The sequence below is a fragment of the Streptomyces sp. NBC_01451 genome, assembly GCF_036227485.1.
Taxonomy (GTDB): Bacteria; Actinomycetota; Actinomycetes; order Streptomycetales; family Streptomycetaceae; genus Streptomyces.
The window spans coordinates 8,931,388-8,957,508 of sequence record NZ_CP109479.1 but is presented as its reverse complement, the minus strand read 5'-3'; the positions used below and the strand labels follow the sequence as shown (position 1 = coordinate 8,957,508).

General features: G+C 71.9%; 23 protein-coding genes. 10 read left to right on the top strand and 13 right to left on the bottom strand.

Annotated features, from left to right (window positions below; all coding sequences use genetic code 11):
• Nucleotides 1-50 precede the first annotated feature (50 nt).
• Entirely contained in the window at nt 51-2,492 is a 2,442-nt protein-coding gene (locus OG595_RS39470) for a right-handed parallel beta-helix repeat-containing protein (RefSeq protein ID WP_329283542.1), read from the top strand.
• Here OG595_RS39470 and OG595_RS39465 read toward each other — a convergent pair.
• On the bottom strand, nt 2,462-4,864 hold the full coding sequence (locus OG595_RS39465; RefSeq protein ID WP_329280740.1) for a hypothetical protein: 2,403 nt from the start codon (nt 4,862-4,864) through the stop codon (nt 2,462-2,464). The genes OG595_RS39470 and OG595_RS39465 overlap by 31 nt on opposite strands.
• A 379-nt stretch (nt 4,865-5,243) precedes the next feature.
• Between OG595_RS39465 and OG595_RS39460 the strand changes: the two genes are divergently transcribed.
• The gene (locus OG595_RS39460; protein WP_329280738.1) at nt 5,244-6,062 is read left to right on the top strand and encodes a DeoR/GlpR family DNA-binding transcription regulator; all 819 of its coding nucleotides are present in this window, start codon (nt 5,244-5,246) and stop codon (nt 6,060-6,062) included.
• A gap of 88 nt (nt 6,063-6,150) precedes the next feature.
• Here the strand turns inward: OG595_RS39460 and OG595_RS39455 are convergent, their stop codons facing one another.
• Nucleotides 6,151-7,284 carry a PLP-dependent cysteine synthase family protein gene (locus OG595_RS39455; RefSeq protein WP_443073293.1) on the bottom strand — a complete coding sequence of 378 codons (1,134 nt, stop codon included), beginning with the start codon at nt 7,282-7,284 and terminating at the stop codon, nt 6,151-6,153.
• Nucleotides 7,285-7,618: 334 nt separating this feature from the next.
• Here OG595_RS39455 and OG595_RS39450 point away from each other — a divergent pair, with 334 nt between their 5' ends.
• Together OG595_RS39450 and OG595_RS39445 are read left to right on the top strand one after the other, a co-directional pair.
• Complete coding sequence (locus OG595_RS39450) at nt 7,619-7,942, top strand: hypothetical protein (protein WP_329280736.1); 324 nt, start codon at nt 7,619-7,621, stop codon at nt 7,940-7,942.
• A gap of 243 nt (nt 7,943-8,185) precedes the next feature.
• Entirely contained in the window at nt 8,186-8,761 is a 576-nt protein-coding gene (locus OG595_RS39445; RefSeq protein WP_329280734.1) for an ATP-binding protein, read from the top strand.
• Nucleotides 8,762-8,904: 143 nt separating this feature from the next.
• On the opposite strand, the gene OG595_RS39440 is transcribed toward OG595_RS39445, so the two are convergent.
• The 3 genes from OG595_RS39440 to OG595_RS39430 all read right to left on the bottom strand — a co-directional run bounded on the left by OG595_RS39440 (nt 8,905) and on the right by OG595_RS39430 (nt 11,303).
• Nucleotides 8,905-9,225, bottom strand: a complete 321-nt coding sequence (locus OG595_RS39440; RefSeq protein WP_329280732.1) for an SHOCT domain-containing protein — start codon at nt 9,223-9,225, stop codon at nt 8,905-8,907.
• A 167-nt stretch (nt 9,226-9,392) separates the two neighbouring features.
• Entirely contained in the window at nt 9,393-10,613 is a 1,221-nt protein-coding gene (locus OG595_RS39435) for an ROK family protein (RefSeq protein ID WP_329280730.1), read from the bottom strand.
• A gap of 48 nt (nt 10,614-10,661) precedes the next feature.
• Complete coding sequence (locus OG595_RS39430) at nt 10,662-11,303, bottom strand: alpha-ketoglutarate-dependent dioxygenase AlkB family protein (RefSeq protein ID WP_329280728.1); 642 nt, start codon at nt 11,301-11,303, stop codon at nt 10,662-10,664.
• 63 nt (nt 11,304-11,366) lie between these two features.
• Between OG595_RS39430 and OG595_RS39425 the strand changes: the two genes are divergently transcribed.
• On the top strand, nt 11,367-12,515 hold the full coding sequence (locus OG595_RS39425) for a methyltransferase (protein WP_329280726.1): 1,149 nt from the start codon (nt 11,367-11,369) through the stop codon (nt 12,513-12,515).
• A gap of 59 nt (nt 12,516-12,574) precedes the next feature.
• Here OG595_RS39425 and OG595_RS39420 read toward each other — a convergent pair whose 3' ends face one another.
• Genes OG595_RS39420 through OG595_RS39410 form a run of 3 tightly spaced genes read right to left on the bottom strand, consistent with a single transcriptional unit; the run spans nt 12,575 to nt 15,192 of the window.
• The gene (locus tag OG595_RS39420) at nt 12,575-13,363 is read right to left on the bottom strand and encodes an AraC family transcriptional regulator (protein WP_329280723.1); all 789 of its coding nucleotides are present in this window, start codon (nt 13,361-13,363) and stop codon (nt 12,575-12,577) included.
• 28 nt (nt 13,364-13,391) lie between these two features.
• The gene (locus OG595_RS39415) at nt 13,392-14,240 is read right to left on the bottom strand and encodes a class II fructose-bisphosphate aldolase (RefSeq protein ID WP_329280721.1); all 849 of its coding nucleotides are present in this window, start codon (nt 14,238-14,240) and stop codon (nt 13,392-13,394) included.
• 52 nt (nt 14,241-14,292) lie between these two features.
• Nucleotides 14,293-15,192 carry an SIS domain-containing protein gene (locus OG595_RS39410; protein WP_329280719.1) on the bottom strand — a complete coding sequence of 300 codons (900 nt, stop codon included), beginning with the start codon at nt 15,190-15,192 and terminating at the stop codon, nt 14,293-14,295.
• Between the two features lie 147 nt (nt 15,193-15,339).
• On the opposite strand from OG595_RS39410, the gene OG595_RS39405 reads away from it, so the two are divergent.
• Nucleotides 15,340-16,119: a DeoR/GlpR family DNA-binding transcription regulator gene (locus OG595_RS39405; protein WP_329280717.1), complete on the top strand. Its 780-nt coding sequence runs from the start codon at nt 15,340-15,342 to the stop codon at nt 16,117-16,119.
• A gap of 44 nt (nt 16,120-16,163) precedes the next feature.
• Here OG595_RS39405 and OG595_RS39400 read toward each other — a convergent pair whose 3' ends face one another.
• The 4 genes from OG595_RS39400 to OG595_RS39385 all read right to left on the bottom strand — a co-directional run bounded on the left by OG595_RS39400 (nt 16,164) and on the right by OG595_RS39385 (nt 19,628).
• Nucleotides 16,164-16,619 (bottom strand): RpiB/LacA/LacB family sugar-phosphate isomerase, encoded by a 456-nt coding sequence (locus OG595_RS39400; protein WP_329280716.1) that lies wholly within the window; start codon nt 16,617-16,619, stop codon nt 16,164-16,166.
• A gap of 321 nt (nt 16,620-16,940) precedes the next feature.
• A complete protein-coding gene (locus OG595_RS39395) occupies nt 16,941-17,129 on the bottom strand; it encodes a YbdD/YjiX family protein (protein WP_329280715.1) in 189 nt (62 codons plus the stop codon).
• Nucleotides 17,126-19,312 carry a carbon starvation CstA family protein gene (locus tag OG595_RS39390; protein WP_329280714.1) on the bottom strand — a complete coding sequence of 729 codons (2,187 nt, stop codon included), beginning with the start codon at nt 19,310-19,312 and terminating at the stop codon, nt 17,126-17,128. Before OG595_RS39390 ends, OG595_RS39395 begins: the two co-directional genes overlap by 4 nt.
• Nucleotides 19,313-19,406: 94 nt before the next feature.
• The gene (locus OG595_RS39385) at nt 19,407-19,628 is read right to left on the bottom strand and encodes a DUF3311 domain-containing protein (protein WP_329280711.1); all 222 of its coding nucleotides are present in this window, start codon (nt 19,626-19,628) and stop codon (nt 19,407-19,409) included.
• Nucleotides 19,629-19,797: 169 nt separating this feature from the next.
• On the opposite strand from OG595_RS39385, the gene OG595_RS39380 reads away from it, so the two are divergent.
• From OG595_RS39380 to OG595_RS39370, 3 genes are read left to right on the top strand one after another with little or no spacing between them, the layout of a single operon-like run.
• The gene (locus OG595_RS39380) at nt 19,798-21,360 is read left to right on the top strand and encodes a sodium:solute symporter family protein (protein WP_329280709.1); all 1,563 of its coding nucleotides are present in this window, start codon (nt 19,798-19,800) and stop codon (nt 21,358-21,360) included.
• Nucleotides 21,357-21,998: a sigma-70 family RNA polymerase sigma factor gene (locus OG595_RS39375; RefSeq protein WP_443073292.1), complete on the top strand. Its 642-nt coding sequence runs from the start codon at nt 21,357-21,359 to the stop codon at nt 21,996-21,998. Before OG595_RS39380 ends, OG595_RS39375 begins: the two co-directional genes overlap by 4 nt.
• On the top strand, nt 21,995-22,366 hold the full coding sequence (locus OG595_RS39370; protein ID WP_329280707.1) for a hypothetical protein: 372 nt from the start codon (nt 21,995-21,997) through the stop codon (nt 22,364-22,366). Before OG595_RS39375 ends, OG595_RS39370 begins: the two co-directional genes overlap by 4 nt.
• 258 nt (nt 22,367-22,624) lie before the next feature.
• Here OG595_RS39370 and OG595_RS39365 read toward each other — a convergent pair whose 3' ends face one another.
• The gene (locus OG595_RS39365; protein WP_329280705.1) at nt 22,625-25,606 is read right to left on the bottom strand and encodes a lantibiotic dehydratase; all 2,982 of its coding nucleotides are present in this window, start codon (nt 25,604-25,606) and stop codon (nt 22,625-22,627) included.
• Nucleotides 25,607-25,937: 331 nt separating this feature from the next.
• Here OG595_RS39365 and OG595_RS39360 point away from each other — a divergent pair, with 331 nt between their 5' ends.
• Entirely contained in the window at nt 25,938-26,090 is a 153-nt protein-coding gene (locus OG595_RS39360; protein ID WP_329280704.1) for a hypothetical protein, read from the top strand.
• The last annotated feature ends 31 nt before the right edge of the window (nt 26,091-26,121 follow it).

Sequence of the window (26,121 nt, the reverse complement as noted above, 5' to 3'; positions counted from 1 at the left end):
GCACCTTCCGCTACATCCCGCGTTCCACGAGGTGGGGGCACAGCAGCGCCATGGCACAGGGCACGGTCCAGGTGACGCACACCGGTACATCGAGGTGGCGGCGCCGCACGGGTGAGTACCTGTCGCTCGCCGCCGCCCTGGAGGCCGCGGCGGACGGTGACGTCCTCACCGTCGCGCCCGGCACCTACCGGGAGAACCTCGTCGTCGAGCGGGCGGTGACGCTGCGCGGACCCGAGGGATCCCCCGGCTCGGTGCGCATCGCGCCCGTGGACGGCGTGCCGCTCACCGTGCGGGCCTCGGCAGTGGTCCAGGACCTGCATGTGGAGGGCCAGGACTCCACCGCGGCGGCGGTGCTCGTCGAGGAGGGCACACCGGAGCTGCTGGACCTGCGGATCGTCACTCGGTCCGCCGCGGGCATCGAGGTGCGCGGCGGCGCCCGCCCGACGGTGCGGCGCTGCACGATCGACAACCCGGCGGGCGCCGGCATCGCCGTACTGGACGACGCGGGCGGGGTGTTCGAGGAGTGCGAGGTCGTCGCGGCCGGCCAGGCGGGCGTGACCGTGCGCGACGGCGGTCATCCGCGTCTGGAGCGCTGCCGGGTGCACCACGCCTCGGGCGTCGGTCTGTCCGTCTCGGGCGAGAACTCGGCGCTGGAGGCGGTCGGTTGTGAGGTCTACGAGGTCAAGGGCAGCGGTGTCCAGATCACCGGCCGGGCCACCGCCCACCTCACCGACTGCGATGTGCACCGCACGTCCGCGGACGGCGTGACGCTCGACACCGACGCGGTGCTGACGCTCGCCGACTGCCGTATCCACGACATCCCGGAGAACGCGGTCGACCTGCGGTCCCGCTCGGTCCTCACGCTGACCCGCACGACGGTCCGCCAGTTCGGGCGCAACGGGCTGTCGGTGTGGGACCCGGGCACGCGGGTGGACGCCAACCAGTGCGAGATCTTCGACAGCACCGGCGACTATCCGGCGGTGTGGATCAGCGACGGTGCCACGGCGGTTCTCGAGTCCTGCCGGGTGCACGACGTGCCGGACGCCCTGTTCGTGCTCGACCGGGGCTCTCGCGCGGACGTCATCGACAGCGACCTCTCCCAGGTGCGCAACACCGCCGTGTCGGTCAGCGACGGCGCCACGGCGCAGCTCGACGACTGCCGCATCCGGGACGCGGCGACGGGCGCCTGGTTCCGTGACCACGGCAGCGGCGGCACGCTCAACGGCTGCACGGTGGTCGGCACCCAGACGGGCGTGATCGTCACCAAGGGCGCCGACCCCACCATCGAACGCTGCACGGTCGACTCCCCCGCCGAGGCGGGCTTCTACGTGTCGGCGGGCGGCCGGGGCAGCTTCCTGCAGTGCCGGGTCACGGGCAGCGAGGGCTACGGCTTCCATGTGATAGACGGCTGCCGTTCCACGCTGACGAAATGCCGTACGGAGCGGTGCGCGCGCGGTGGTTACGAGTTCGCCGACGGCGGATCCGGCGCGGCCTCCGGCGGCGGGCCGCTCGTCGAGGACTGCACCAGCGACGAGAGCGCGGCGCTGCGGACCCCCTCGCTCCCGGAGACGGCGGTACAGACAGCGGTGGCCCAGTCGCCGGGGCTGCTGGGCTCGATCCCGGGCCAGCGCACCATCGAGCCGGAGCCGGCGGTCGGCGCCCCGGAGTCGGAGGTGTCCGCGCGGTCCCCCAAGGACGTCCTCGGCGAACTCGACGCGCTGGTGGGCCTGGAGAGCGTCAAACGCGAGGTGCGGGCCCTCACCGACATGATCGAGGTCGGCCGGCGCCGGCAGCAGGCGGGCCTCAAGGCGGCCTCCGCCCGACGCCATCTGGTCTTCACGGGCTCCCCCGGCACCGGCAAGACGACGGTCGCCCGGCTCTACGGCGAGATCCTGGCCGCGCTCGGCGTCCTGGAGAAGGGCCATCTCGTCGAGGTGTCCCGGGTGGACCTGGTCGGCGAGCACATCGGTTCGACGGCGATCCGCACCCAGGAGGCCTTCGACCGGGCGCGCGGCGGTGTGCTGTTCATCGACGAGGCGTACGCGCTGTCCCCGGAGGACTCCGGCCGTGACTTCGGCAAGGAGGCCATCGACACGCTGGTGAAGCTGATGGAGGACCACCGGGAGGCCGTGGTGGTCATCGTCGCGGGCTACACGGCCGAGATGGAGCGCTTCCTTTCGGTCAACCCCGGTGTGGCGTCCCGCTTCTCGCGGACCATCACCTTCGGTGACTACGGCCCCGAGGAACTGCTGCGGATCGTGGAGCAGCAGGCGGAGGAGCACGAGTACCGGCTCGGTCCGGGCTCCTCCGACGCCCTGCTGAAGTACTTCGAGGCGATCCCGAAGGGGGCCACGTTCGGCAACGGCCGCACGGCGCGGCAGACGTTCGAGGCGATGGTCGAGCGGCACGCGGGCCGGGTGGCCCAGCACGCCGAGCCGAGCACGGACGACCTGACCCTGCTCTACCCGGAGGACCTGCCGGAACTGCCCTGAGCCCCGGCTTCGGGCCGGGGACCGGGCAGCGCCTCACGGGGCAGCAGCCGCCCCAGCAGTTCTTTCCGCTCCTCGACGAAGCAGGGGTCGGCCTGGTAGTCGGAGTGGCCGAGGATCGGCGAGGGCAGCGGATGCTCCTTGTCGCGGCCGTAGGCGAGCGGGTCCTTGAGGGGTGCCCGGTCCACCTCGGGGCCGCAGTCGCCGGGCAGGTGCACGGGGCCGCCGATGGGGTCGGTGAGCCGGTACAGGTTGCGCCAGCAGGCCACGTCGTGATGCAGCGAGGTGAGCGCGGCAGGTCCGAAGTGGGCAGGGAACCAGCGTCCGTACAGCCGCTCCAGCGGTGAGCCGTACGTCAGCAGTGCGACGCGCTTGCGTACGGAGGGCTTCAGCTGCCAGGCGGCGGCAGCCGCGAGGACGCTGCCCTGGGAGTGCCCGGAGAGGACCAGGCGTCCGCCGGTGGCCTCGGTCCAGGTGGCCATCCGCCAGGTCAGGTCGGGCACGGCCCGCTCGGCGTAGCAGGGCGGTGCGAAGGGGTGGGAGGCACGCGGCCAGAAGGTGCCCACGTCCCACAGGATGCCGATGGTGCGTCGTGCCGCCGGGTCCTTGTAGGCGCGCCGCCCCCAGGTGACGAACAACAGGAAGCCGAAACCGATCAGCCAGGACCCGAGCGCCTGGGCCGTCTCGGCAGCGCCCTGGACGACCGCGTACGCGTCGTGGGATGCCTCTCCCGGCGTGTCGTCCGTGGCCTGGGCCCCGGCCAGTGCGGCGGCACCCAGGAGCAGCGTCACGGCGGAGGTGATGCCGACGATGCGGGGCGCCCGGTCGGTGAGGGCGGCCATCGCGCGCATGCTCGCGATCCGGCGGGTGCGCACGGCGTCCATGGGCTCACCGGAGCCGTCGTCGTAGTCCTGCTCCACGGCGTCCAACTCGGCGCGGCGCAGTTGCAGAGTGCGGCGGGCCAGCCAGCCGACGAGGCCCAGGACGACGAGGAGGACCGCCGGGATCACGGATGCCTGCCAGGTCAGCAGGACGGGCGGGCCCGCGATGGTGCCGCCGGTGCCGTCCAGCCAGTCGGCGACGCGCTGGGAGACGCCGCCGGACATCACACCGCCCAGCGCGCAGGCGAGCGTCGTGACGGCGGGTCCGCCGAGGCCGCGCATGGCGGAACGCGGGTCGGGGTGGGCGCGGTACAGCAGGCGGGCGACGAAGGCCAGGACGATGACGACGATGCCCTGGAGCAGGGTGAGGGCGCCGAAGGTCGTGTCGCCCGGCAGCCGCCCCGCCGACCGCCACCCGGGGCGCGACCAGCCGGCGTACACGGCCGAAAGGAGCAGCAGGGCGAGCGCGCCGCCCGGGAGGAGGCGGACGAGCCGGGCGTCGAGTTCCTGGTCCAGGCGTCTCTCGCTGCGCCCCCTGCGGCACACCACCCACACCACGGCAACGGCCCCGACGGCCAGCGCCACGTAGAGGAGCCAGGCCAGGGTCGCCAGGGCCGCCGGACCGCCGGGCTCGCGGTCGTGACGGGCGGCGGCGGAGCCGAGCGCGGCGGCGACCGTCAGCAGACCGGCCGCGGTGTGGGCGGCGCGCAGCCGGGCGACCAGCCGCCGTCCGTACCAGAAACCGGGCCGCCCCAACGCCGTACGGATGTTCTCGTCGGCGGGTTCGGGAGCGTGGGTCATCGGGCGCTGGGACTCGTACGCGCTCCAGGTGCGGCGGGAGAGGAACCACAGCAGGCCGGTGAGCGCGGCGGGCACCACGGCGGCCAGGGCCAGGCGGCGGCCCGGCGCGCTCCACCAGCCGCCGCCCGACTCCGTCGGGGAGAGGAAACCGAGCCAGGAGTGCGCCTCGGCGCACGCGCGCGTGCCCGCGCACTGCCAGGCCGTGAGGTCGAGGGCGACCTCACAGGCGGCGGCGACCAGGAGAACGGTGAGGCTCAGGCCGGCGAGGCGCACCAGAAGGCCGTAGAAACGGACCGTGGCCTGCCGGTTGCGGGCGGTCGGGCGCATCCAGTGGGCGAGGTTGACCACCATGAACGGCAGCAGCAACAGCCACAGGGCGCGCGTGCCGTTGCCCGAGGTGAGGTTGCACCAGACGTACGCCTCGCGCACCGGCGCGCCGTGCGGGTCGGCGGGGCGGTCCTCCGCGCCGACGTCGTCCACGCGCCGGAAGACGGCGGCCGTGTCGTCGCCGGTGACGCGGACGGTCCGCGGATCGTTGAGCATCTTCTCGGGCCTGGCACCGCCCACGCCGTGGACCAGCAGTTCCAGGGCGATGCCGGTGGTCGTCCCCGGTCCGGTCCGCTCGGCCCCTCCGGGCGGTTCGGCCGCGCTGTTCGCCCCGGTCGTCGAGGCCCGTTCCTGTGCACGCTCCACTGTTCGCACTTCCCCCGTTGTTCGTGCTTCCCCCGTGCCACGCGGACGGTCGTCGCCCTGTGCGGGGCGATGCCGTGCGGGACTGAAGGATCTCCGCCGGGCGGGCTCCCTACACCTCTCGGCACGGAATCTCCCCGATCTGTGTGACGAGCGGGGAGCCGGTGTTGCCAGAGTGACATGTTCGCGTCGTGACGGGCAGTGGCGCGACGAGTACCGGCCCATGCGAGTATGGGACGTCCGCCAGGCCGGTAGCAGGAGGAATGTCCTTGTCGGAGCGGGTTCGCAGCAGGTTCGCAGCGGGTGTGCGGGACGTGTCGGAGAAGGTGGGGGCGAGTGGACCGACAGGCCCGAGGGAACCCCGGAAGGACGTGGAGCGGTCGTGAATGACAACCAGAACCTCCTCGCGGAGCAGCGCCGCGCCCTGATTCTCGACGAGGTACGCCGTCGGGGTGGTGTTCGCGTCAACGAACTGACGCGCAAGCTCGGCGTGTCCGACATGACGGTCCGCCGTGACCTCGACGCGCTGGCCCGCCAGGGCGTCCTGGAGAAGGTGCACGGCGGCGCGGTGCCGGTGGTCGAGGCGAGCACCCACGAGCCGGGGTTCGAAGCCAAGTCCGGCCTGGAACTGACGGCCAAGGAGGACATCGCCCGGGCCGCGGCGGAACTGGTGTCACCGGGCTCGGCGATCGCCCTGTCGGGCGGCACGACGACGTACGCGCTGGCGCATCAGCTGCTGGACGTGCCGGATCTGACCGTGGTGACCAACTCGGTGCGCGTGGCCGACGTCTTCCACGCCGCGCAGCGCGTGTCGGGACAGCGGCAGGGGGCGGCGACGGTGGTGCTGACCGGTGGGGTACGGACACCGTCCGACTCACTGGTGGGGCCGGTGGCCGACCAGGCGATCGCGTCGCTCCACTTCGACGTGCTGTTCCTCGGTGTGCACGGGATATCGGTCGAGGCGGGGCTGTCCACGCCCAACCTCGCCGAGGCGGAGACGAATCGGCGGCTGGTCCAGTCGGCTCGGCGGGTCGTGGTGGTCGCCGACCACACCAAGTGGGGGACGGTGGGGCTCAGTTCCTTCGCCGCGTTGGAGCAGGTGGACACGCTGGTGACGGACTCGGGGCTGGTGCCCGAGGCCCGGGGTGAGGTTTCGGAGCATCTGCGACGGCTGGTCGTCGCCGGTGAGGCCGGTGGTTGAGGGGCGCCCGAGCGGAGTCCCCCAGTAGGTGCGCCTGCGGGGGCGGGTCCGCTGTGGCTTGTCGCGCAGTTCCCCGCGCCCCCGTGGGTCAGTCGGGCCACACTCCTGTTTTCAGGAAGCCATCGATCTTCTCCCCGTAAGGCGCGATGTCGAGGTTCTGTTCCTTCAGCCAGGTGTCCGAGTAGTACTTGTCCAGGTAGCGGTCGCCGTGATCGCACAGAAGGGTCACCACGCTGCCCTGCCGGCCGGCCGCGACCATCTCCGCCACGATCTTGAGGGCGCTCCACAGACCCGTGCCGGTCGAGCCGCCGGCCCTGCGGCCGATGGCTCGGTCCAGGGCTCTCACCGCGGCGATGCTGGCCGCGTCGGGGACTTTCATCATGCGGTCCAGCGCGCCGGGGACGAAGCTGGGTTCCATGCGGGGGCGGCCGATGCCCTCGATGCGGGAGCCGCAGTCACAGGTGACGTCCGGATCGCCGGTGGTCCAGCCCTCGAAGAAGCAGGAGTTCTCCGGGTCGGCGACACAGATACGGGTGTCGCGCTGCGTGTAGTGGACGTAGCGGGCGAGCGTCGCCGAGGTGCCGCCGGTGCCCGCCGTGGCGACGATCCACGCGGGCTCCGGAAAACGTTCCAGCTCCAGCTGCCGGAAAATGGATTCGGCGATGTTGTTGTTCCCGCGCCAGTCCGTGGCCCGTTCCGCGTAGGTGAACTGGTCCATGTAGTGGCCGCCTGTCTCGGCCGCGAGGGCTGCCGAGGCTTCGTACATTTTCCGGGAGTCGTCCACGAAGTGGCACCGGCCGCCGTGGAACTCGATGAGGCGGCACTTCTCGGCGCTGGTCGTGCGGGGCATCACCGCGACGAAGGGCACGCCGATCAGTTTCGCGAAGTACGCCTCCGAGACGGCGGTGGAGCCGCTGGACGCCTCGATCACCGGGCGGCCGGGGCGGATCCAGCCATTGCACAGACCGTAGAGGAAGAGGGAGCGGGCGAGGCGGTGCTTGAGGCTTCCGGTGGGGTGGGTCGACTCGTCCTTCAGGTACAGGTCGATACCCCATTTCTCGGGCAGCGGGAAGCGCAGCAGGTGCGTGTCGGCCGAGCGATTGGCGTCGGCCTGGACCTTGCGGACGGCCTCTTTGAGCCAGGCGCGATAGTCGGCGTCACTCCGGTCCACGTCGAGCGTGTCCAGGGTTTCGGCGGTCCCGGTGGGGTCGGGGATGCTCACTTCAGGCTCCTCGTGCAGCGCTCGCCGACGGCACCTCGGCCGACCGGACGCACCGATCATAGACACCTTCCACACGCTCCTCACCTGCATAAACATCCCTTTGGGCGTCCCAAAGGGAGACCTGGGGTGAGGGCCTGGGACAGACCGGGCGGGGGCCGGAGGGACCCGGGGCGCATCCCGGTGAGTGCTTCCACCGATTGCCGGAGAGCGCCGTACGCACTGGTGCTCGACGCCGGGGGCGGGCAGACTGCTCGGCACGGGGGCGCACACTGGATCACGTTCCAGGCGGGATCACCACGCATCTCGGCGGAAGCCGACAAGGGGGCGGAGCATCATGGCGGAGCCGGAGTTCACGGCCACGGGCGTGCGGATCGGGAAGAGGTTGCGCTCCCTCACCCGGGCCGGACAGGTCCGTATCAGCGGCGGCAGGCTGGAGTTGCTCACCAGCTACGGGAGCGAGATCGACAGCGCTCCCGTGCAGGCGGTGCGCGCGTCGAAGCCCTGGTTCGCGGCCCACGACAGGGCGCTTGCCGACATCAACGGCAAGCGGTACCTGCTGACGCTGGGGGAACACGACCCCGCGCCGGGCCGGCCCGGGCCACCCGCGGCGAGCCGGTTCATCGAGGCCGTACGCAAGGCGGCGGGGCGCGGGCACTGAACAGGGCGGGGACCGTGGGGCCGCACCTCGCGCGGACACCGGTGCACGCGGGGACGACCGTGCCGCGAGTTGCGGGTTTCCACCCCCTGAGCCACGCTTGTCACACATCACTCTGGGTTTACCGGCGATAACGCTGCGAACCAGCCCGCCGGCCATCCACAGCAGGCGGCCATTGCACGCTGGCACCCTGCTGGATCGGATCTCGTGTCTTCTTCCGGACCTCAATTCGGGGAGTCGCAAGCCGTGATCAGTCACCCAAGCAGGCACTGCACGGTGGAGCTCCAAGCCCTGCCGTCGCGGATCGGCCAGGTCCGCAGAATCGTCTCTGCGCAATTGCGCTACTGGCATCTGGATCCCTTGATAGACCGGGCCTCGCTCGGTGTGACCGAACTGCTGACCAACGTCCACCGGCATGCCCAGCCCGACAAGATGTGCACCGTGGACATCGAGGTCCTGCTCGACCGGCTCACGGTCTCGGTGCACGACCACGACCCGCGCCTTCCCGAACTGCGGGACGCGGATCCCACGGCCACCTGCGGACGCGGCCTCGCGATGGTCGCCGCGGTCAGCGAGAGCTGGGGGGTGCGGCCGGACGGCGAGTCGGGGAAGGTCGTGTGGTTCACCCTGCCGACGCTCGCCCCGGTCGTCTCGGCCCCGGAGACCAGGCCCGCGACGGCGGCGCCCGCGCTTCAGACGTTCGAGGAGCGGTTGTGCGACGCTCCCGGGTACGACGAACCGCCGTACGACATGGGACACAAGCCGGGGGTACTCCGGCGCAGGCCGGAACACGCTCCCGCCCGGTCGGCCGTTGCCGGCTGACCGGGCGGTGACCAGCGGAATCCCTCCCCCTCCGACCTCCGTACCTCACTCGTTGGCGATGGCACGCGGTACGTGAAGGCATGCCGCCCGCAGAGCCGGGCACGGACCCGCACGGATCTCGGTGGGAGCGGCGGGAACGGTGGTCAAACCACACCGCCCTTGCCCGCACGGCCGGCCGCGCCGCCGAACTGCTCGTCGAGGACGGAGAGCCGCCGCCAGTACTCGTCCTCGTCGATCTCGCCGGAGGCGAAGCGCCGGCCCAGTACGGCCAGGGGCGCGTCGCCGGAGAGGCGGCCCTGGGCGTCGTGGCGGCCGTCCATGGCACGCCACGGGCCAGGGCGACCGCGCCGGGCCGTGCGGCGCAGGACGGTGACGACACCGATGACGACAGCCGCCCAGATCAGCGGGAAGAACAGGATCCACGGGCCGGGGCCACCGCCGTTCCAGTTCGCGAGGGTCTGCATGTCGAGTCATCTCCCGGGTCGGGGTTGTGTGCGATGACTCCACGTTCGCGCCGGCAGGGGGTCCGGGTCGTCGTACGGCCGACGGCAGTGCGCGTACCTCCCCGGGAGTACACGGGCCGTTTTCCGGCTGCTCCTCCGGGGATTGGGACCGTCGGCCCCGACGACGACTACGCCAGCGCCCCCAGCGGATCGTCCAGCACCGGCTGCCACGCCAACTCGGCCGCTCCCACAAGGCTGTTGTGGTCCAGCGTGCAGGCGAGGATGGGGACGCCGCCGCTGCGGCCCCACAGGCTGCGGTCCGCGACCACCGCGCGCAGACGGTCGGGGTCGGCGTCGAGAAGGGTGCGGTGCAGGCCGCCGAGGATGATGCGGTCCGGGTTGAGGATGTTCACGAGGCCTGCCAGGCCCAGGCCCAGGCGGCCGATCAGGATCTCGGTGGCCGTGCGGATCGCCGGGTCCGTGTACCGGTCGCGGATCAGGTCGTTGGCCTGCTGGAGCAGCGACACCTCGGGGCCGGGTTCGCGGCCCGCCGCCGTGAGGAAGGCGAGCGGGTCGGCCTCGACGTCCAGGCAGCCCCGGCTGCCGCAGTGGCAGGGGCGCCCCTCGGGGTTGACGGTGAGGTGGCCGACTTCGAGTGCCAGGCCCGAACTGCCCGTGTGCAGGCGCCCGTCGAGGACCAGCGCTCCGCCGACGCCCCGGTGTCCGGTGGCCACGCACAGCAGGTCGCGGGCGCCGCGGCCGGCGCCGTGCCGGTGTTCGGCGAGCGCGGCGAGGTTGACGTCGTTGCCGGCGAAGGCCGGTCCGGCGATGCCCGCCGCCCGTACCCGCTCGGCGAAGATCTCCCGTACCGCCGCGCCGGCCGGCCAGGCGAGGTGCAGCGGGTTCAGGGCGAGACCCTCGGGTTCGGCGACGGCCGACGGCACCGCGAGACCGGCGCCCACGCACCGGCGCCCGGTGTCGCGCAGCAGGTCGGCGCCCGCCTCGACGACGGAGCCGAGCACCTTCGCCGGGTCCTCGTCGACGGTCTCGCAGCCGGGCGCGGTGGCGACGATGCGCCCGCCGAGCCCGACCAGCGCGGCCCGGAACCCGTCGGCGTGCACCTGCGCGGCCAGCACGACCGGCCCGTCCTCGGCGACGTCGAGCCGGTGCGAGGGGCGCCCCTGCGAACCGGCCGCCGCCCCGGGCCGCGCGTCCACCCTGATCAGCCCGAGCGCCTCCAGTTCTGCGGCCACCGCACCGGCCGTCGCCCGGGTGACCCCCAGTTCGGCGGTGAGCACGGCCCGGGTGGGCGCCCGGCCGGTGTGCACGAGCTCCAAGGCGGGCCCGAGTGCGCCGCGCCCCCGGTCCAGCCGCGTCCTTGAAGTGGTCCCCTCGACCTTGCCGCTCATGAGGGCGAGTCTCCCATGATCCGTACGACCGCCGACCGCGCCGTCGGCCTAGAGGCCACTGACCCGGAGCGTGATGTTCAACCGGCCGGTCAGCCCCAACTCGGGCGGCGCAGTGCCCGCGTACACCCGTGGCACCCCGTGGTACGCGAGCCGGGACGCGCCGCCGAACACGAAGAGGTCGCCGCCGCGCAGCTCGACGTCGGTGTACGGCCGGGTCCGCGTCGTCGTGTTCCCGAAGCGGAAGAGACAGGTGTCGCCGAGACTCAGGGACACCACGGGCGCGTCCGACTTCTCGTCGCTGTCGCGGTGCATGCCCATCCGGGCGTCGGCGTCGTAGAAGTTGATCAACGCGATGTCGTAGTCGGCGTCACCGTCGTACGCCGCCGCGGTGGCCGCGTTCCTCCCCAGCTCGCCGAGCCACTTCGGGAACGGTTTCACGGGCGAGCCGTCGCCGTCGACGACGGTGCTCGCATAGCCGTACGGATACCAGTGGCGGCCGAGACAGACCTGCCGGGCGGTCATCGTGCCGCCGCCGGGCGTCCGGACGGTACGCAGGCCGGCGGGCGGGCGCGCCCAGTCGCGGCAGGCGTCCAGCAGCTCGCGCTGCCGCCCGGCGTCCAGCCAGTCCGGCACGTGCACCGCGCCCGGCGCGATCTCCGTACGGGCTCTGGGGAACAGCTCGGTGTCCATGGTTCACATCCTGCCCGACCGGGCCGACAGGGCGTGAGCTGCGGATCGGTAGGGTGGGGCACGATGACCGACCGTATGAAAACCCCCTGGTCCGAGCTGACACTGACCCGTTTCCCCGCCGACCCGCGTGAACGACTGCGCGCCTGGGACGCCTCCGACGACTATCTCCTCGGGCACCTCGCGGAGTCCGGGACCGATCTGTCCGGCACCGTCGTGGTCGTCGGCGACCGCTGGGGCGCGCTCACCACGGCGCTCGCCGCGTACCGGCCGACGCAGATCACCGACTCCTTCCTGGCCCAGGAGGCGACACGGGCGAACCTGCGGCGGGCCGATGTGGACGAGGATTCCGTACGGCTGCTCACCACCCAGGATCCGCCGCCCGAGCGGATCGACGTGCTGCTCGTGCGGGTGCCGAAGAGTCTGGCCCTGCTGGAGGACCAGCTGTTGCGGCTGGCGCCCGCGCTGCACGAGGGCACGGTCGTCGTCGGCACCGGCATGGTGAAGGAGATCCACACCTCGACGCTGAAGCTGTTCGAGCGGATCATCGGTCCGACCCGGACCTCCCTCGCGGAGAAGAAGGCCCGGCTCATCCACGCCACCGTCGATCCGTCGGTGGACGGGGGTGCCAGTCCCTGGCCGTACCGATACGAGCTGCCCGACGGGATCGGCCCGGCGTCGGGTCACCCTGTCGTGAACCACGCGGGCGTCTTCTGCGCCGAGCGCCTCGACATCGGCACCCGGTTCTTCCTCCCGCATCTGCCGGAGCCGTCGGGCGCCGCCCGGGTGGTGGACCTGGGCTGCGGGAACGGTGTCGTCGGTACGTCGGTGGCGCTGGCCGCTCCGGGGGCCGAGCTGCTGTTCGTCGACGAGTCGTTCCAGGCGGTGGCCTCGGCGGAGGCGACGTACCGGGCCAACGGGTTGCCGGACGCGCGTGCCGAGTTCCGCGTCGGGGACGGGCTGGCCGGGATCGCGGACGAGAGCGTGGACCTCGTGCTCAACAATCCGCCGTTCCACACCCACCAGGCGACGTCGGACGCCACCGCGTGGCGGATGTTCACGGGGGCGCGGCGGGCGCTGCGGCCGGGCGGTGAGCTGTATGTGATCGGCAACCGGCATCTCGGCTATCACGTCAAGCTGCGGAAGCTGTTCGGCAACAGCCGGCTCGTCGCGAGTGACGCCAAGTTCGTGGTCGTGAAGGCCGTGAAGCAGTGAGGCCGCCAGGTAGTCGGGGGCGTCACGGCGTCGTGGCCATGCAGTGAATTCCGACCACTCTACGGAATGGTCGCGACTGTCTCTCCCCGCAGGGCGCGGGGTGACGCGCCGAGTTCGCGGCGGCATGCCTTGTTGAAGGCGTGCAGGTCGGGGATGCCGACGGAGGCGGCCACGGCGGGGATGGAGAGGGTCGAGGCGCGCAGCAGGTGGTGGGCGCGGTCGAGTCTGCGGCGGCGGACGTAGCCGACCACGGTGTCGCCGGTCGCGGCCTTGAACAGCCTGGTCAGGTGGTTGTGCGAGACACCGGCCGCCTGGGCGACGGCGGGAACGGTGAGCGGAGCGGCCAGTCGGCTCTCGATGTACGCGATGGCCGCGCCGACCGCCGGGTGCGGGCCGGGGCCGGGGCGCCCGGTTTCCGGGGCGAGGTGGGCGATACGCCACAGCGCGGTCCAGATCTCGGCTCTCGTGTGCTCGGGTGTGCGCGGCAGTGCTGCGATCGCCGCGAGCAACAGGCCGGTGAGGGTGGGGAGTTCGGGGCCCGCGTCCTGGACGACGGGCACCGTGCGCGACGGGCCGACGGCCGGGACGCGCAGGTGCGCGTAGAGGTGCTCGGAGCGGCCCTGGTAGCGGAAGCGGACCGTGCTGCCGGGCGGTACGAGGCTGACGCGGCCCGGGCGGACCTGGTGCACTGTGCCGTCGACGGTGAGCTCGGCCTCGTACTGGTAGAGGTGCAGCTGCCACAGTTCGGGCAGGCGGAAGACGTCGGTGCGGCTCGCGACGCCGTGCACGCCGACGCCGGCGTTCGCCACCCGAGGCGGTTCACCGAGGTGCAGCTCTGTCTCACGCATGGTGAAAAAGTACCAGCGTCCGTCCGTGTCAGCTCAGCACGCCGATGATCCGTGTGACCGCCCGCGTCATCGCCTCCCGGCCCACACCGAGGTACTTGCGCGAGTCGACCGCCTCGGGGTGGCCGTCAAGGAACTCCCTGATGGCGCCGGTCATGGCGATGTTGAGGGCCGTCCCGACGTTGACCTTGGTGATGCCGGCCGCGACGGCGGCCACCAGGTGGCCGTCCGGTACACCGGACGAGCCGTGCAGGACGAGGGGGACGTCCAGCGTGGCGGACAGTCGCTTCAGGAGGTCCTGGTCGAGTGCCGCCGTACGGGTGGTCATGGCGTGCGAGCTGCCGACCGCCACGGCCAGGGCGTCCACCCCGGAGTCGGCGACGAAGGCACGGGCCTCGGCGGGGTCGGTGCGGGCACCGGGTTCGTGCGCGTCCAGCGGGGCCCGTCCGTCCTTGCCGCCCACCTGGCCCAACTCGGCCTCGATCCAGAGTCCTTGGGCGTGCGCCCAGTCGGCGGCGGCCCGGGTCGCGGCGAGGTTCTCGGCATAAGGCAGGCGGGCCGCGTCGTACATCACGGAGCTGAATCCGGCGCCGGGTGCCTGGCGCAGCAGGTCGTCGCTCTGTACGTGGTCGAGATGCAACGCGACGGGTACGGCGGCATGTTCGGCGGCCGAGGCGGCGGCCCGGGCCAGCGGGAGGAGCCGTCCGTGGCGGAACTTGACCGCGTTCTCGCTGACTTGGAGGACGACGGGTGAACCCGCCTTCTCGGCACCGGCGATGACGGCTTCGACGTGCTCCAGGGTGATGATGTTGAACGCGGCGACCGCCGTGTGCGCGGCGGCGGCCCGGGTGATGAGCTCGCCGGTGGTGACAATCGTCATCCGTCGCTCCTCTCGGTCGACAACTGGGCGGCAACTGGGTGTCCGCGGGGCCTCAGGGGGCGAGGATCACCGATCGGGTGAGGTGGCGCGGGCGGTCCGGATCGAGGCCCCGCGCCGCCGCCACCGCGACCGCGAGGCGTTGCGCGCGCACGAGTTCGGCGAGCGGATCGAGAGTCCCGGCCACCCACAACGCCCCCGTGTCCTTGACCTGTCGGGCCAGCCCCTCCGGTGCCTCGCCGAACATCCAGGTCGCCGTGGACCGGGTGGTGACGCTGATGGGACCGTGCCGGTACTCCATCGCCGGATACGCCTCGGTCCAGGACAGGGACGCCTCGCGCATCTTCAGCCCGGCCTCGTTGGCGAGCCCCACCGTCCAGCCCCGGCCGAGGAAGGTGAACTGCGTGCACTCGACGAGCCCTTCGGGAAGGGGAGTCGCCAGCGCCGTACGGCAGTCGTCGACCACGGCCTCGGTGTGCAGTCCGAGGTGGGCGCGGAGAAGTGTGAGGGCGGTGGTGGCGAACCGCGTCTGCACGACGGACCGTTCGTCCGCGTAGCCGAGCACGACGAGGTCGTCGGCGGCTTCCGCAACGGGAGTCCGGGGGTCGGCGGTTATCGCGGCCGTCCGGGTCCGCGCACCCGTGGGTGTGGCGCCCCGCAGTCGTCCGAGCAGGTCGAGCACCTCGGTGGTGGTACCCGACCGGGTGAGGGCGAGGACCCGGTCGTACGGGCGGCCGTAGGGGAACTCGGAGGCGGCGAAGGCGTCCGTCTCGCCCTGGCCGGCGCCTTCCCGCAGGGCCGCGACCGCCTGCGCCATGAAGTACGAGGTGCCGCAGCCCACGATCGCCACCCGCTCCCCCGCGACCGGCAGCACGTCGGCGTGTCCGGCCGCCTCCGTGGCGGCGCGGGTCCAGCACTCGGGCTGACTGTTCAGCTCGTCCTCTACATGGGTCATGCCCTGCCCCTCCCCCAAAGAATCGATGAGATGCTCTTTTCTGCAAGATATAGCCATCTTTCGAGCACAATCAAGCACGCGACTGAAGGAGTGGGGTGAACTTTCGGTGCGCTAGGGTCGCCGAAGATCGAGGAACGGAGAGTCCGGATGTCCCGGGACGACCGCTGGAAGTCCCTGCTGGAGCTGCTCGTCGAGCGGGGCCGGCTGGAGGTCGAGGAGGCGGCTGCCGAGCTCGAGGTGTCGGCCGCGACGATCCGCCGCGACTTCGACCAGCTCGCCGAGCAGCAGATGCTGGTGCGCACCCGGGGCGGCGCGGTCGTGCACGGCGTGTCCTACGAACTGCCGCTGCGCTACAAGACCGCTCGCCGCGCCTCGGAGAAACAGCGCATCGCGAAGGCGGTCGCGGGCCTGGTCACAGCCGGTGAGGCGGTGGGTCTGACGGGCGGCACGACCACGACGGAGGTGGCGCGCGCGTTGGCCGTACGCAGCGATCTGGCCTCCGGTTCGCCCGCGCTGACGATCGTCACGAACGCGCTGAACATCGCCAACGAGCTCGCCGTGCGGCCCCAGTTCAAGATCGTGGTGACGGGCGGGGTCGCCCGCCCGCAGTCGTACGAGCTCATCGGGCCGCTCGCCGACGGTGTGCTCGGCCAGATCACGATCGACCTGGCCGTGCTGGGCGTGGTCGCCTTCGACGTCACGCACGGAGCGGCGGCGAACGACGAGGCGGAGGCCGCGATCAACCGGCTGCTGTGCGAGCGCGCCGAGCGTGTGGTGGTCGCCGCCGACTCCAGCAAGCTGGGGCGGCGGGCGTTCGCCCGGATCTGCGCGGTGGAAGCCGTGGACACGCTGGTCACGGACACGGCGGCCGACGCGGAGACGGTGGGACGGTTCGAGGAGGCCGGACTCAGGGTGATCACGGTCTGATCGGCGGTCCGGCGCCCACCACCCGGCTCCTCAACTGCCCTGATTCACCGGGCACTTCTGCCGCTGTCGAGCCGTTGCACGCGGGCCACGTTCGCCCGGTCCTCGGTGTCCTCGCTCGCCTCGGCGGCGAACCAGGCGTCGAGGATCTCCTTGAGCAGCGGCTCCGACGTCAGGCGCAGGCTGAGCGCGAGCACGTTGGCGTCGTTCCAGCGGCGTGCGCCGTCCGCCGTGTAGGCGTCCGTGCACAGGGCCGCGCGTACTCCGGGCACCTTGTTCGCGGCGATGGACGCGCCCGTGCCGGTCCAGCAGCAGACGACGGCCTGGTCGGCGTTCCCGGCGGCGACCTCGCGGGCCGCCGCCTCGGAGCAGGCGGCCCACTGCGGATCGTCGCCGGGGCTCAGCGCCCCGTATGTCACCACTTCGTGGCCGCGGTCGCGCAGTTGGCCGAGAAGGGCGCGAGCCACGGGTTCGTCCATGTCCGAGGAAACGGAGATCCGCATGCCCTGAGACTACCCAGCCGCGGGACGGTGGCGAGGCGGACGGGCACGTGAGCGGGCTGGCGGCCTCGGTAGCCCCCCGCTCTCGGGGGAGCAGCAGTCCTCGCGTCGCATCCGGTGGCCGACCTCCAGCCAGTCCTCGGCCGAGGCCGACCGCCGTGGGTCGGGGCCCGCGTGGAGATGCGCGGAGTCGACGTGTCGGGCGGATCGGGCGGCAGGGGCCGGTGGGGAGAACGTACGGGGCGGAGCCCGTCTCCGGGCCCCGCCCCGATGCTTCCCGGCCGATCCGAACCCGGCCGACCCGCACGAGCCGCGGGCGTGGTGTCAGCAGCAGCGGCTCTGCGGATGGGTCTCCCGGTGCAGGGTGCGCAGTACCTCGTACTCGCGCCGGGTCGGTACCGGGGCGTGCGAGTGGTGGCCGCGGTGGCGCTCGCAGTAGCGGTCGTACTCCGCCTCTCCGGTCAGTTCGCGCAGGTACCAGCGCACGGCCCGGACCCAGCGCCGGACGTTCACGAGCGGGCCCCGACCAGTGGCTCGGCGGCGTCCTCCCGTACAGCGATGCGGGACTCGACGTACGGCGACTCGGTCGTCGGGAGCGGGACGGGTGAGCGTACGGCCCGGACGCACACCACGGCCGCGTTGACGATGACCACCGCGACGAGCAGCAGGAACAGGGCGATCAGGACGCCGTCGACCGTGGAGTTGGTGACCACGGTGTGCATGTCGTCGAGGGTCTTGGCGGGCGCCAGTACCTGACCGGCGTCGATGCCGTCGGCGTACTTGGCGCGCTGGGCGAAGAAACCGACCCGGGGGTCGTCGGAGAAGATCTTCTGCCAGCCCGCGGTGAAGGTGATCGCGACCACCCAGGCGAGCGGAACGCCGGTGACCCAGGCCCAGCGCAGTCGGCCGGATTTGATCAGCACCGTCGTGCAGACGGTGAGGGCGATGGCCGCGAGCAGCTGGTTGGCGATGCCGAAGAGCGGGAAGAGCTGGTTGATTCCGCCCAGCGGGTCGGTGGCGCCGGAGTGGAGGAAGTAGCCCCAGGCTGCGACGACGAGTCCGCTGCACAGCCAGATGCCGGGCTTCCAGTTGACCCGGCCGAGGGGCTTCCAGACGTTGCCGAGCATGTCCTGGAGCATGAAGCGTCCGACCCGGGTGCCCGCGTCGACCGTCGTGAGGATGAACAGGGCCTCGAACATGATCGCGAAGTGGTACCAGAAGGCCTTCAGGGCCGCCCCGCCGAAGATGCCGGAGAAGATCTCCGACATGCCGACGGCGAGGGTGGGCGCGCCGCCCGAGCGGGCGATCAACGTCTGTTCCTCCACGGCCTTGGCCGCCTGCGTCAGTTGGTCGGGCGTGATGGTGAAGCCGAGGCCCGCCACCGCGTGGGAGGCGGACTCGGCGGTGGTGCCGAGGAGCCCGGCGGGGGCGTTCATGGCGTAGTAGAGGCCGGGTTCGAGGGTGGCCGCGGCGATCAGGGCCATGATCGCGACGAACGACTCCATGAGCATGGCGCCGTAGCCGATCATCCGGACCTGGGACTCCTTCTGGATCAGCTTCGGAGTGGTTCCGGAGGCGACCAGTGCGTGGAAGCCCGAGAGGGCGCCGCAGGCGATCGTGATGAAGAGGAACGGGAAGAGCGATCCGGCGAAGACGGGGCCGGTGCCGGAGGAGGCGAAGTCGCTCACCGCGTCGGCGCGCATGACGGGCGCGGCGACGACGACCCCGACAGCGAGCAGGGCGATGGTGCCGATCTTCATGAAGGTGGAGAGGTAGTCGCGGGGCGCGAGCAGCATCCACACCGGGAGGACGGAGGCGACGAAGCCGTATCCGACCAGGCAGAAGACCAGGGTGGTCGGGCTGAGGGTGAAGGTGTCGGCGAGCGAGGAGTTCTGGATCCAGCTGCCGCCGATGATCGCGAGCAGCAGCAGGGCGACCCCGATGAGGCTGGTCTCGACGACCCGGCCGGGCCGGATGACATGCATCCAGAAGCCCATGAACAGGGCGATGGGGATGGTCATGGCGACGGAGAAGGTGCCCCACGGCGAGTGGGCGAGTGCGTTGACCACGACCAGGGCCAGCACCCCGAGCAGGATGATCATGATGGCGAACACGGCGATCAGGGCCGCCGCGCCGCCCGCCCTGCCGATCTCGTCCCGGGCCATCTGCCCGAGCGACTTGCCGTCCCGCCGCATGGACAGGAACAACACCACCATGTCCTGCACCGCCCCGGCGAAGATCACTCCGGCGACGATCCACAGGGTGCCGGGCAGATACCCCATCTGGGCCGCGAGGACCGGCCCCACCAGCGGCCCGGCGCCCGCGATGGCGGCGAAGTGGTGGCCGAGGAGCACCCGGCGGTCGGTCGGCTGGAAGTCGACACCGTCATCGAGGCGTTCGGCGGGAGTGGCCCGCCGGTCGTCCGGCTTCAGCACGCGCCGGACGATGAAGCGGGAGTAGAAGCGGTAGGCGATGGCGTACGAGCCGAGGGCGGCCATCACCAGCCAGACCGCGGAGATCTCCTCGCCCCTGGCCAGCGCGAGAACGCCCCAGCCGACCGCGCCGACCAGTGCCACAGCGGCCCAGAGCAAGGCCGAGCGCGGTGTCAGCGGTGTCATACGGGAGGGACCGGACGGCGTGGACGGCGGGCCTTCCGGCGCCGGGTGAGCGGATTCGGGCATGGCTGATGCGGGCATGGCGGCTCCTCACCTTGACGGTGGTGGGTGATGGCTGTCGCGCGACGGGTGCGCGCGGTTCAGCGGAAGTGATGTCGGTGGCCGGCCGACCCGGTCAGGGGTCGCGGCCTTCCCTCCTGGTCAGCGCGTAGGCGGCGAGCAGGCAGAGCCCGCTCCCCGGCACCCACGCGAGCTGGTACCAGTAGAAGAACGGCGTCCCGGCCAGATCCGGGCTCGCACCGGAGTACCAGGGGACCCACAGCAGCCCCGCCGCGGGCGCGAGCAGCAGCACGGCGACGGCGACGTACCGTAGCCGCTGGTGTCCGGTCCGTGCCATGACCTGCGCTCCCTTCCCGCTCGTTGTGGGTCTGTGCAAGAGTTGCCCACCCGCCGGAAACGGTTGACACCGAATTTCCATCAGATTTCCCGCCGGTTCCCTGTCCACCGAACCTGCCGGCCGCGCAACTCTCCGGCGAGGGCTTCAGGCACACCAAGGACGGTGACCCATGGCGGACAGCGCCATGACCGCGACGTTCCTCGCCGTGATCGGCGGGGCGTCGCTGCTCGCCGTGACCGCGCGCCGCCTGCGCCCCAGCGACCGCCTGCCCTCCCTGGAGGGCTGGGCACTGGCCGACCGCAGCCTCGGCCCGGTGTGGACCTGGCTGCTGCTCGGCGGCACGATCTTCACCGCGTACACCTTCACCGCCGTGCCCGGACTGGCGTACGGCAACGGGGCGCCGGCCTTCTTCGCCGTGCCGTACACGGTGATCGTCTGCCCGCTCGCGTTCGTCCTGCTGACCCGGCTGTGGGCGGTGGCACGGCGGCACGGGTACATCACCGCGGCCGACTTCGTACGCGGGCGGTACGGCTCGCCGCCGCTGGCGCTGGTGGTCGCGCTGACCGGGATCCTCGCGACGATGCCCTATCTGGCGCTCCAACTCCTGGGTATACGCGCCGTGTTGACCGCCGGGGGCCTCTATCCGCAGGGCGCTGCCGGGGATCTCGTCATGGTGGCCCTGTTCGCGGGGCTCGCGGTGGCGACCTACCGGCACGGACTGCGCGCACCGGCCGTCATCTCGGCGCTCAAGGCGGTGGCCGTCTTCGTGTCGCTGGGCGCCGTCTGCTGGCTGGTCCTCGACCGGTTCGGCGGGCCCGGGCCCGTCTTCGACGGGGCGGCGCGCCGCCTCGGCGGCACGGACGCCGCCCACTCGCCGCTGCTCCTGTCCCCCGCCCAGCAGCCGGCGTACGCCACTCTCGCCCTGGGCTCCGCACTGGCCCTGCTCGTGTACCCGCATGTGCTCACCGCCGGTTTCGCGGCCGACGGCACCCGCACCGTCCGTAAGGTCACCGTCTCGCTGCCCGCGTGGACGGGCCTGCTGGCGCTCTTCGGCTTCCTCGGCATCGCGGCCCTGGCGGCGGGGGTACGGGCACCGGAGGGCGGGGCCGAGGCGGCCGTGCCGATGCTGGTCGACCGGCTGATGCCGGGCCCGCTGGCCGGGCTGGTGTTCGGCGCGATCACCGTGGGCGCGCTGGTCCCGGCCGCGGTGATGTCGATCGCCGCCGCCACCAGCTTCGTACGCAATGTGTACGTCGAGTACGTGCATCCGACGGCCACGCCCAAGCGGCAGGTGCGCATCGCCAAGGCGGTGTCGCTCACCGCGAAGGTGGGGGCCGTCGCGTTCGTGTTCGGACTGCGCGACCAGGACGCCGTCAATCTCCAGCTCCTCGGCGGGGTCTGGATCCTGCAGATCTTCCCGGCGGTCGCCGTCGGCCTGTTCACCGGCCGGCTGCATCCGCGCGCACTGCTCGCCGGATGGGCCACCGGTATGGCGGCGGGAACGTTCATGGTGGTGCGCGAGGGCTTCTCGTCCATCGTGCCCTTCGGTCCCGCCGACCAGCCCCTGCAGATCTACGCCGGGCTCGCCGCCCTCCTCCTCAATCTGGCCGTCGCCGTGCTCGGCACCGCGGCCCTCGAACGTCTCGGCGTCCCGCGCGGCGCCGACGCGACCGACCTGCCGTCCCGCCTGACCGTCAGGCGGCGCCCCGAGACGGGAGCGAACAACCCGTGAGACGCAGACAGCACACACCGATGCCGGTGATGCCACCGTTGGCCGCGGCCATGGCCGATCCGGCCGTCACCGCACCGCCGCCCGTTCCACGGCCCGCCGCCCCGAGCGAGGTTCTCGCTCCCGTGGCGGGCGATCCGGCCGAGGCCGAACGGGAGGCCGCTCTCGCCGGCCTCTTCGAGCTGCACTACGCCTCGATGCTTCGGCTGGCCGTCCTGCTCGGCGCGGACGACCCGGAGAACGTGGTGGCCGAGGCCTACTACCAGCTCTACCGGAAGTGGCGGCGGCTGCGCGAGACCGCGGCGGCGGAGGCGTATCTGCGCTCCACCGTGTGCAATCTGACCCGGATGCGCATACGCCACCTCCAGGTGGCCCGCAGACATGTGGAGAACCCGCCCCTGCCGGACGACTCGGTCGCCTCCGCCGAGAGCACCGCTCTGCTCCACGACGACCAGCGCGTACTGATCGGCGCCCTCCAGCAGTTGCCCGCCCGGCAGCGCGAGGCGCTCGTCCTTCGTCACTGGCTCGGCCTCAAGGAGAGCGAGATCGCCGCCGCGATGGGGATCTCCTGCGGATCGGTCAAGACACACACCGCACGCGGCATCGCCGCTCTGACCCAGGCGATGGAGGCACGGCGATGAACGACACCAGCCCGGACCGGGCCGACGAGAACCTCACGGAACGGGACGTCAGGGAACAGGAAGTCCCGGAGCCGCATCTCACAGAACAGGACCGCACGGAACGGGAGTTGCGCGCCGCCCTGGAAACGCTGGCCGGCGGAGTGAGCGCCGCTCCGTCCCCCGACGCCTACCGCACGGCACGCGGCGACTGGCTGCGACGGGAGAGACGCCGCCGGCTCGTCCTCGCCGTGCTGATCGCCGTCGTCTTCGCCCTCGCCGTACTGATCGGCCTGTGGGTCCTCAACCACGCCCCGTCCGACCCCGGGGTCATCTTCTCGGGCACCCGGAACGCCGTCGTCCCCGGCGTGGTCCCGGGTGTCTCGCCCTGAGCGTCGCTCTTGCCCGAGCATCGCCCTTGCCCCGATCACCGACACCACCCACACGTTCACGCGCCGGCCTGGCCTGGACGGAGTCGCCGGCAACCACCCGGCGCCCGCCACTGCCAATGCCTCCGCCGCACCGGTACGCGACACCCGCCCGCCGATCCCGTACCTGACCTGCCATCAACTCACTGCACTCGCCGAAAGCCTGCGGCCAGGCACGGCCACCGTCCGGCCGACAGCACGGGGGCGCCGGGGCCGTCGTGGTCACGAGGTTCTCCGCGCCCGTGCCGTCCAGCTCAGTGCGGCGGCTCTGGCCAGGTGCAGGTGTGCGCGTTCCTCGGGAAGTCCCGGCCCGCACATGCGGACGTGGTGGAGATGCAGCAGGTCCGGGAGCACCTCCTGCGGGGGCAGCGTCCCCGCGCTCTCCAGCGCGCCGCGGTAGGCGTGCAGCGCGGCGCGGCGTGCGGACCAGCTCGCGGTGACGCGCGCGTCCGGCACCGGGGTGCCGGGGGCCCGGGACGTGAGGAGGCCGGCCGTCAGGGCGATGGTCTGGTCGTAGACCGCTCGGCTCGGGGCGCTCCTGTCCGTGTGGGTGTGCCCGACCAGCCACCGCATCGCCTTCGTGGCGTCGCCGAGCAGGCCGACGGCGATGTCCACCATGCTCGCGGCGGTCACCGCGCGAGCGTCGGGAGCGTCCCGGCCGGCCTGCGCGGACAACTGGGCCAGGACGGCTGCCGAGTCGGCGGCGAAGTACTCCTCGGCCGCTTCCATCGCCGCGGGGCCACCGAAGCGCGCGGTCTGCGGGTAGTAGGTCTCCAGGCTCGCGTGGGTGATCAGGCCCGCGTGCCGAAGCCGCCTGGTCCACTCGCCGATCTGCCCGACAGTGGTGCCGAGTGAACCGGGCGCGCAGGCCAGACGGAGACGTAGGTGATCCTCGGGATCACGGTGTCGGACGAACCACCAGCGAGGCTCTCCCAACTCCCCCAGCAGGGACGGCAGATGCCGGGTCAGGAGCGGATCCTGACGGTCGCGGTACCCGTGCAGCCCGATGGAGAGCAGGTTTCCGCAGCCGGGCAGCCGGCCGTCCTCCCGACCGACGACGTCGCCCGTTCCACGGACCGGTGTACGGGTCTGCTCCACAGCGGCCAGGGGTATGACGATCTCGTGGGCGCGCCCACCGGTCCAGCCCAGGTCCCCGGGCTCCGGTGCGGCACGCAGCAGTGCCCTGCCGTCACGCTCCACGTGGGTACGGAGCAGGACCCGGTGCGAGGGCTCCGCCAGGTCCAGGTTCATGCGCCGGTCTCCGTCGCCCAGGTAGACGTGCTCGGGCAGGAGAACATCGCGGCGCCACTCGGCCAGGGCCTCGTCCCACTGCGGCCACGGCGTCCGCGCGCCGGGCAGGTCGTCCTCGCCGAGTGTCCAGCGGGCCGGGGACAGTACGGTGCGCCCGTAGCGCAGTGCGGGCAGGAACGGCAGGCTGGAAACGGCGGCGCCCCACGAGAACCCGGTGCACGGGACGGCCAGTGCCACCGGTGCCTCCACCAGGAACCGCGCCAGCGGATGGGTGTGGTGGGTCAGGTCCACCGCGTTCAGGAGCATCGTGTGCACCGGGCGGCGGCGGGAGAGCGAGACCAGGTGCAACCGCTCGGTATCGGCGGTCACCGCCAGGTCCGTCACGGGCAGCCGGTCCCTGTCCGGGCCGTGGTAGTCGCCCAGGGGGATCACCAGCTCCGCGACCTGCGGGGTGTGCGCGACGTTCGCCGAGCGTATGTACAGCGGGGTGGTACTGATCTGCGCGATCAGCGCGTCCTGTGGCACGCCCGGCAGGCCGGCGTACGAGTCGATCATCCGGCGGCGGTCGTCGGCGTCGAACAGGTGGAGGAAACGCCCGGTGGCCGTTCCCGCCGCACGGGCCACCCCGACGACGTGCAGCGTGAACTCCCCCTGTTCCAGGGCGGACAGGCTCGCGGCGTGGATCCGGAAGGTCATCTCGGTGCTCGGCTGGACGGGCCTGCCGGGATCCGCCACCGCCAGTTCGTCGATCGCGGCATCATCTAGTCGGACCTGGCGGCGGCGCCTCGTCGCGGCGGTGTACGCGAGCGCCAGCAGCCGGCTGTCACGGGCGGTCAGCGTCGGGCCCGTCGGCGCGGCTGGGGACCCGAGGTAGCCGGACGGGTAGCCGAGGAGGTCGACGGCGTCCAGGACGGGTACCACCGCTCCCGGGCCGTAGCGGTCGAGGAAGCGGTCGTGCCAGGCAGCCCACCCGGGGCTCAGCACCGCCCGCGGCGCGAGGCGCGTGAGCACCGCGGCGGCCGACGCCACTTCCTCGGCGACCGCCTCCGGGATCACCAGGTCCCAGTCCAGCCGCAGGTCGAGGGCGAGCGCGGGTTTCGCGGCGGGACACAGCCGTGTCATCGCGGCCGTCACTCGCGCGCGTTCGGCGCGGACGCCCGCGGGGGCGACGGTCGCGTCGTCGTGCCGTGCGAGTCCCGCCGCGACCTCGCGCAACTCGGCGGCTTCGGCCGCGGGCAGATGCTGTACGTGTCCCAGCAGGGCGGCGATCGGGTCGGAGGCCATGACCGCGGGACGCAGACTGGTGATCAGGAATCGCTGTCGTACCAGGTTCGCGAGCAGGTTCTCGATCGCGGTGGGCGAGGCGGCCGGGAAACCGGCGGCGAGCTTTTCGGCGAGAACCGTCCACAGGACCGGCGTCCGTGCTCCGTCCATGGCCGTCCGGACCGGCCCGGTGGCGCGAATCCCCACGTGCACGGGGTCGCCGTCGATCGCACTGCTTGAGCGGTGCTCGATCATCAGGCGTCCGTCGCGCTCGAACGCGAGGCTGGAGGCGAGCAGCGTCAGACGGGGTCGGAGCTCACGGTGTTCCTCCAGCCGGTCGACAAGAGCCGCGGTCCATGCCGCGTCCGGTCGGGTGACCGCCCGGTGCGCGGTGCCCGCACGCAGGACGGGAACAGCCGCTGTGCGGGCGGCCTCGACACCGGCGAACAGACCGAACGGAGTGGCACGTGAGCGGGCGCGCAGCAGGTAGCGCACCACCGACAGCACCGCGCGCCGCGCGGCGAGGTCCGGCACCGGCTCGCCGACGCACAGCTGCCGCACCCGTCTCGCCAGGTCGGGGCTGGAGAACTCGACCGCGGTGGCGAAGTCGGTTGCCTGCCAGATCTGTTGGAGCCACGCCCGCCACGACTCCTGGTGCGCGGACGGGCCGGTCAGGTCCGGCCAGACCATCGGGTGGCCCGGACTCAGGACCGCCGCCCGAACCACAGCCGCATCAACATGGCGGTACAAGCGGTACAAACGACCCTCCAGCAGCACAACGGCGTCGTCCTCCATTCTTCCGAACTTCCCCGGCGCCGAGGGCGATTATGAGTCATGGTCATTGGTACGGCCGCCGCGCCACCCCCGTGCCGAACAGGCCCCATGAGCACCTGGCCCGGCTGAATACCGTCCGGAGAAATCGACGGTGCAGGGACTGTTGACGCACGTGCGGTCTGGCTAACGTGGGCGCCACGCACGGCAAGCGGCACATTCCCATCATGTTTGCGAAGGGGAGAAAATCATGACTGCTGTATCTCCTGAGAAACTCGCCGATGAGGAATTCGGTGAGCTCGACGAACTCCAGGTGATCGATTCCAGCGAGCTGAAGCTCGGTGCGGCCTATCACACGTACACCTACATCGCGGCGGAGAGCACGGAGGACATCCCCGACTAGGACGTCGGGGGGCCGAGGCAACTCTCCGACG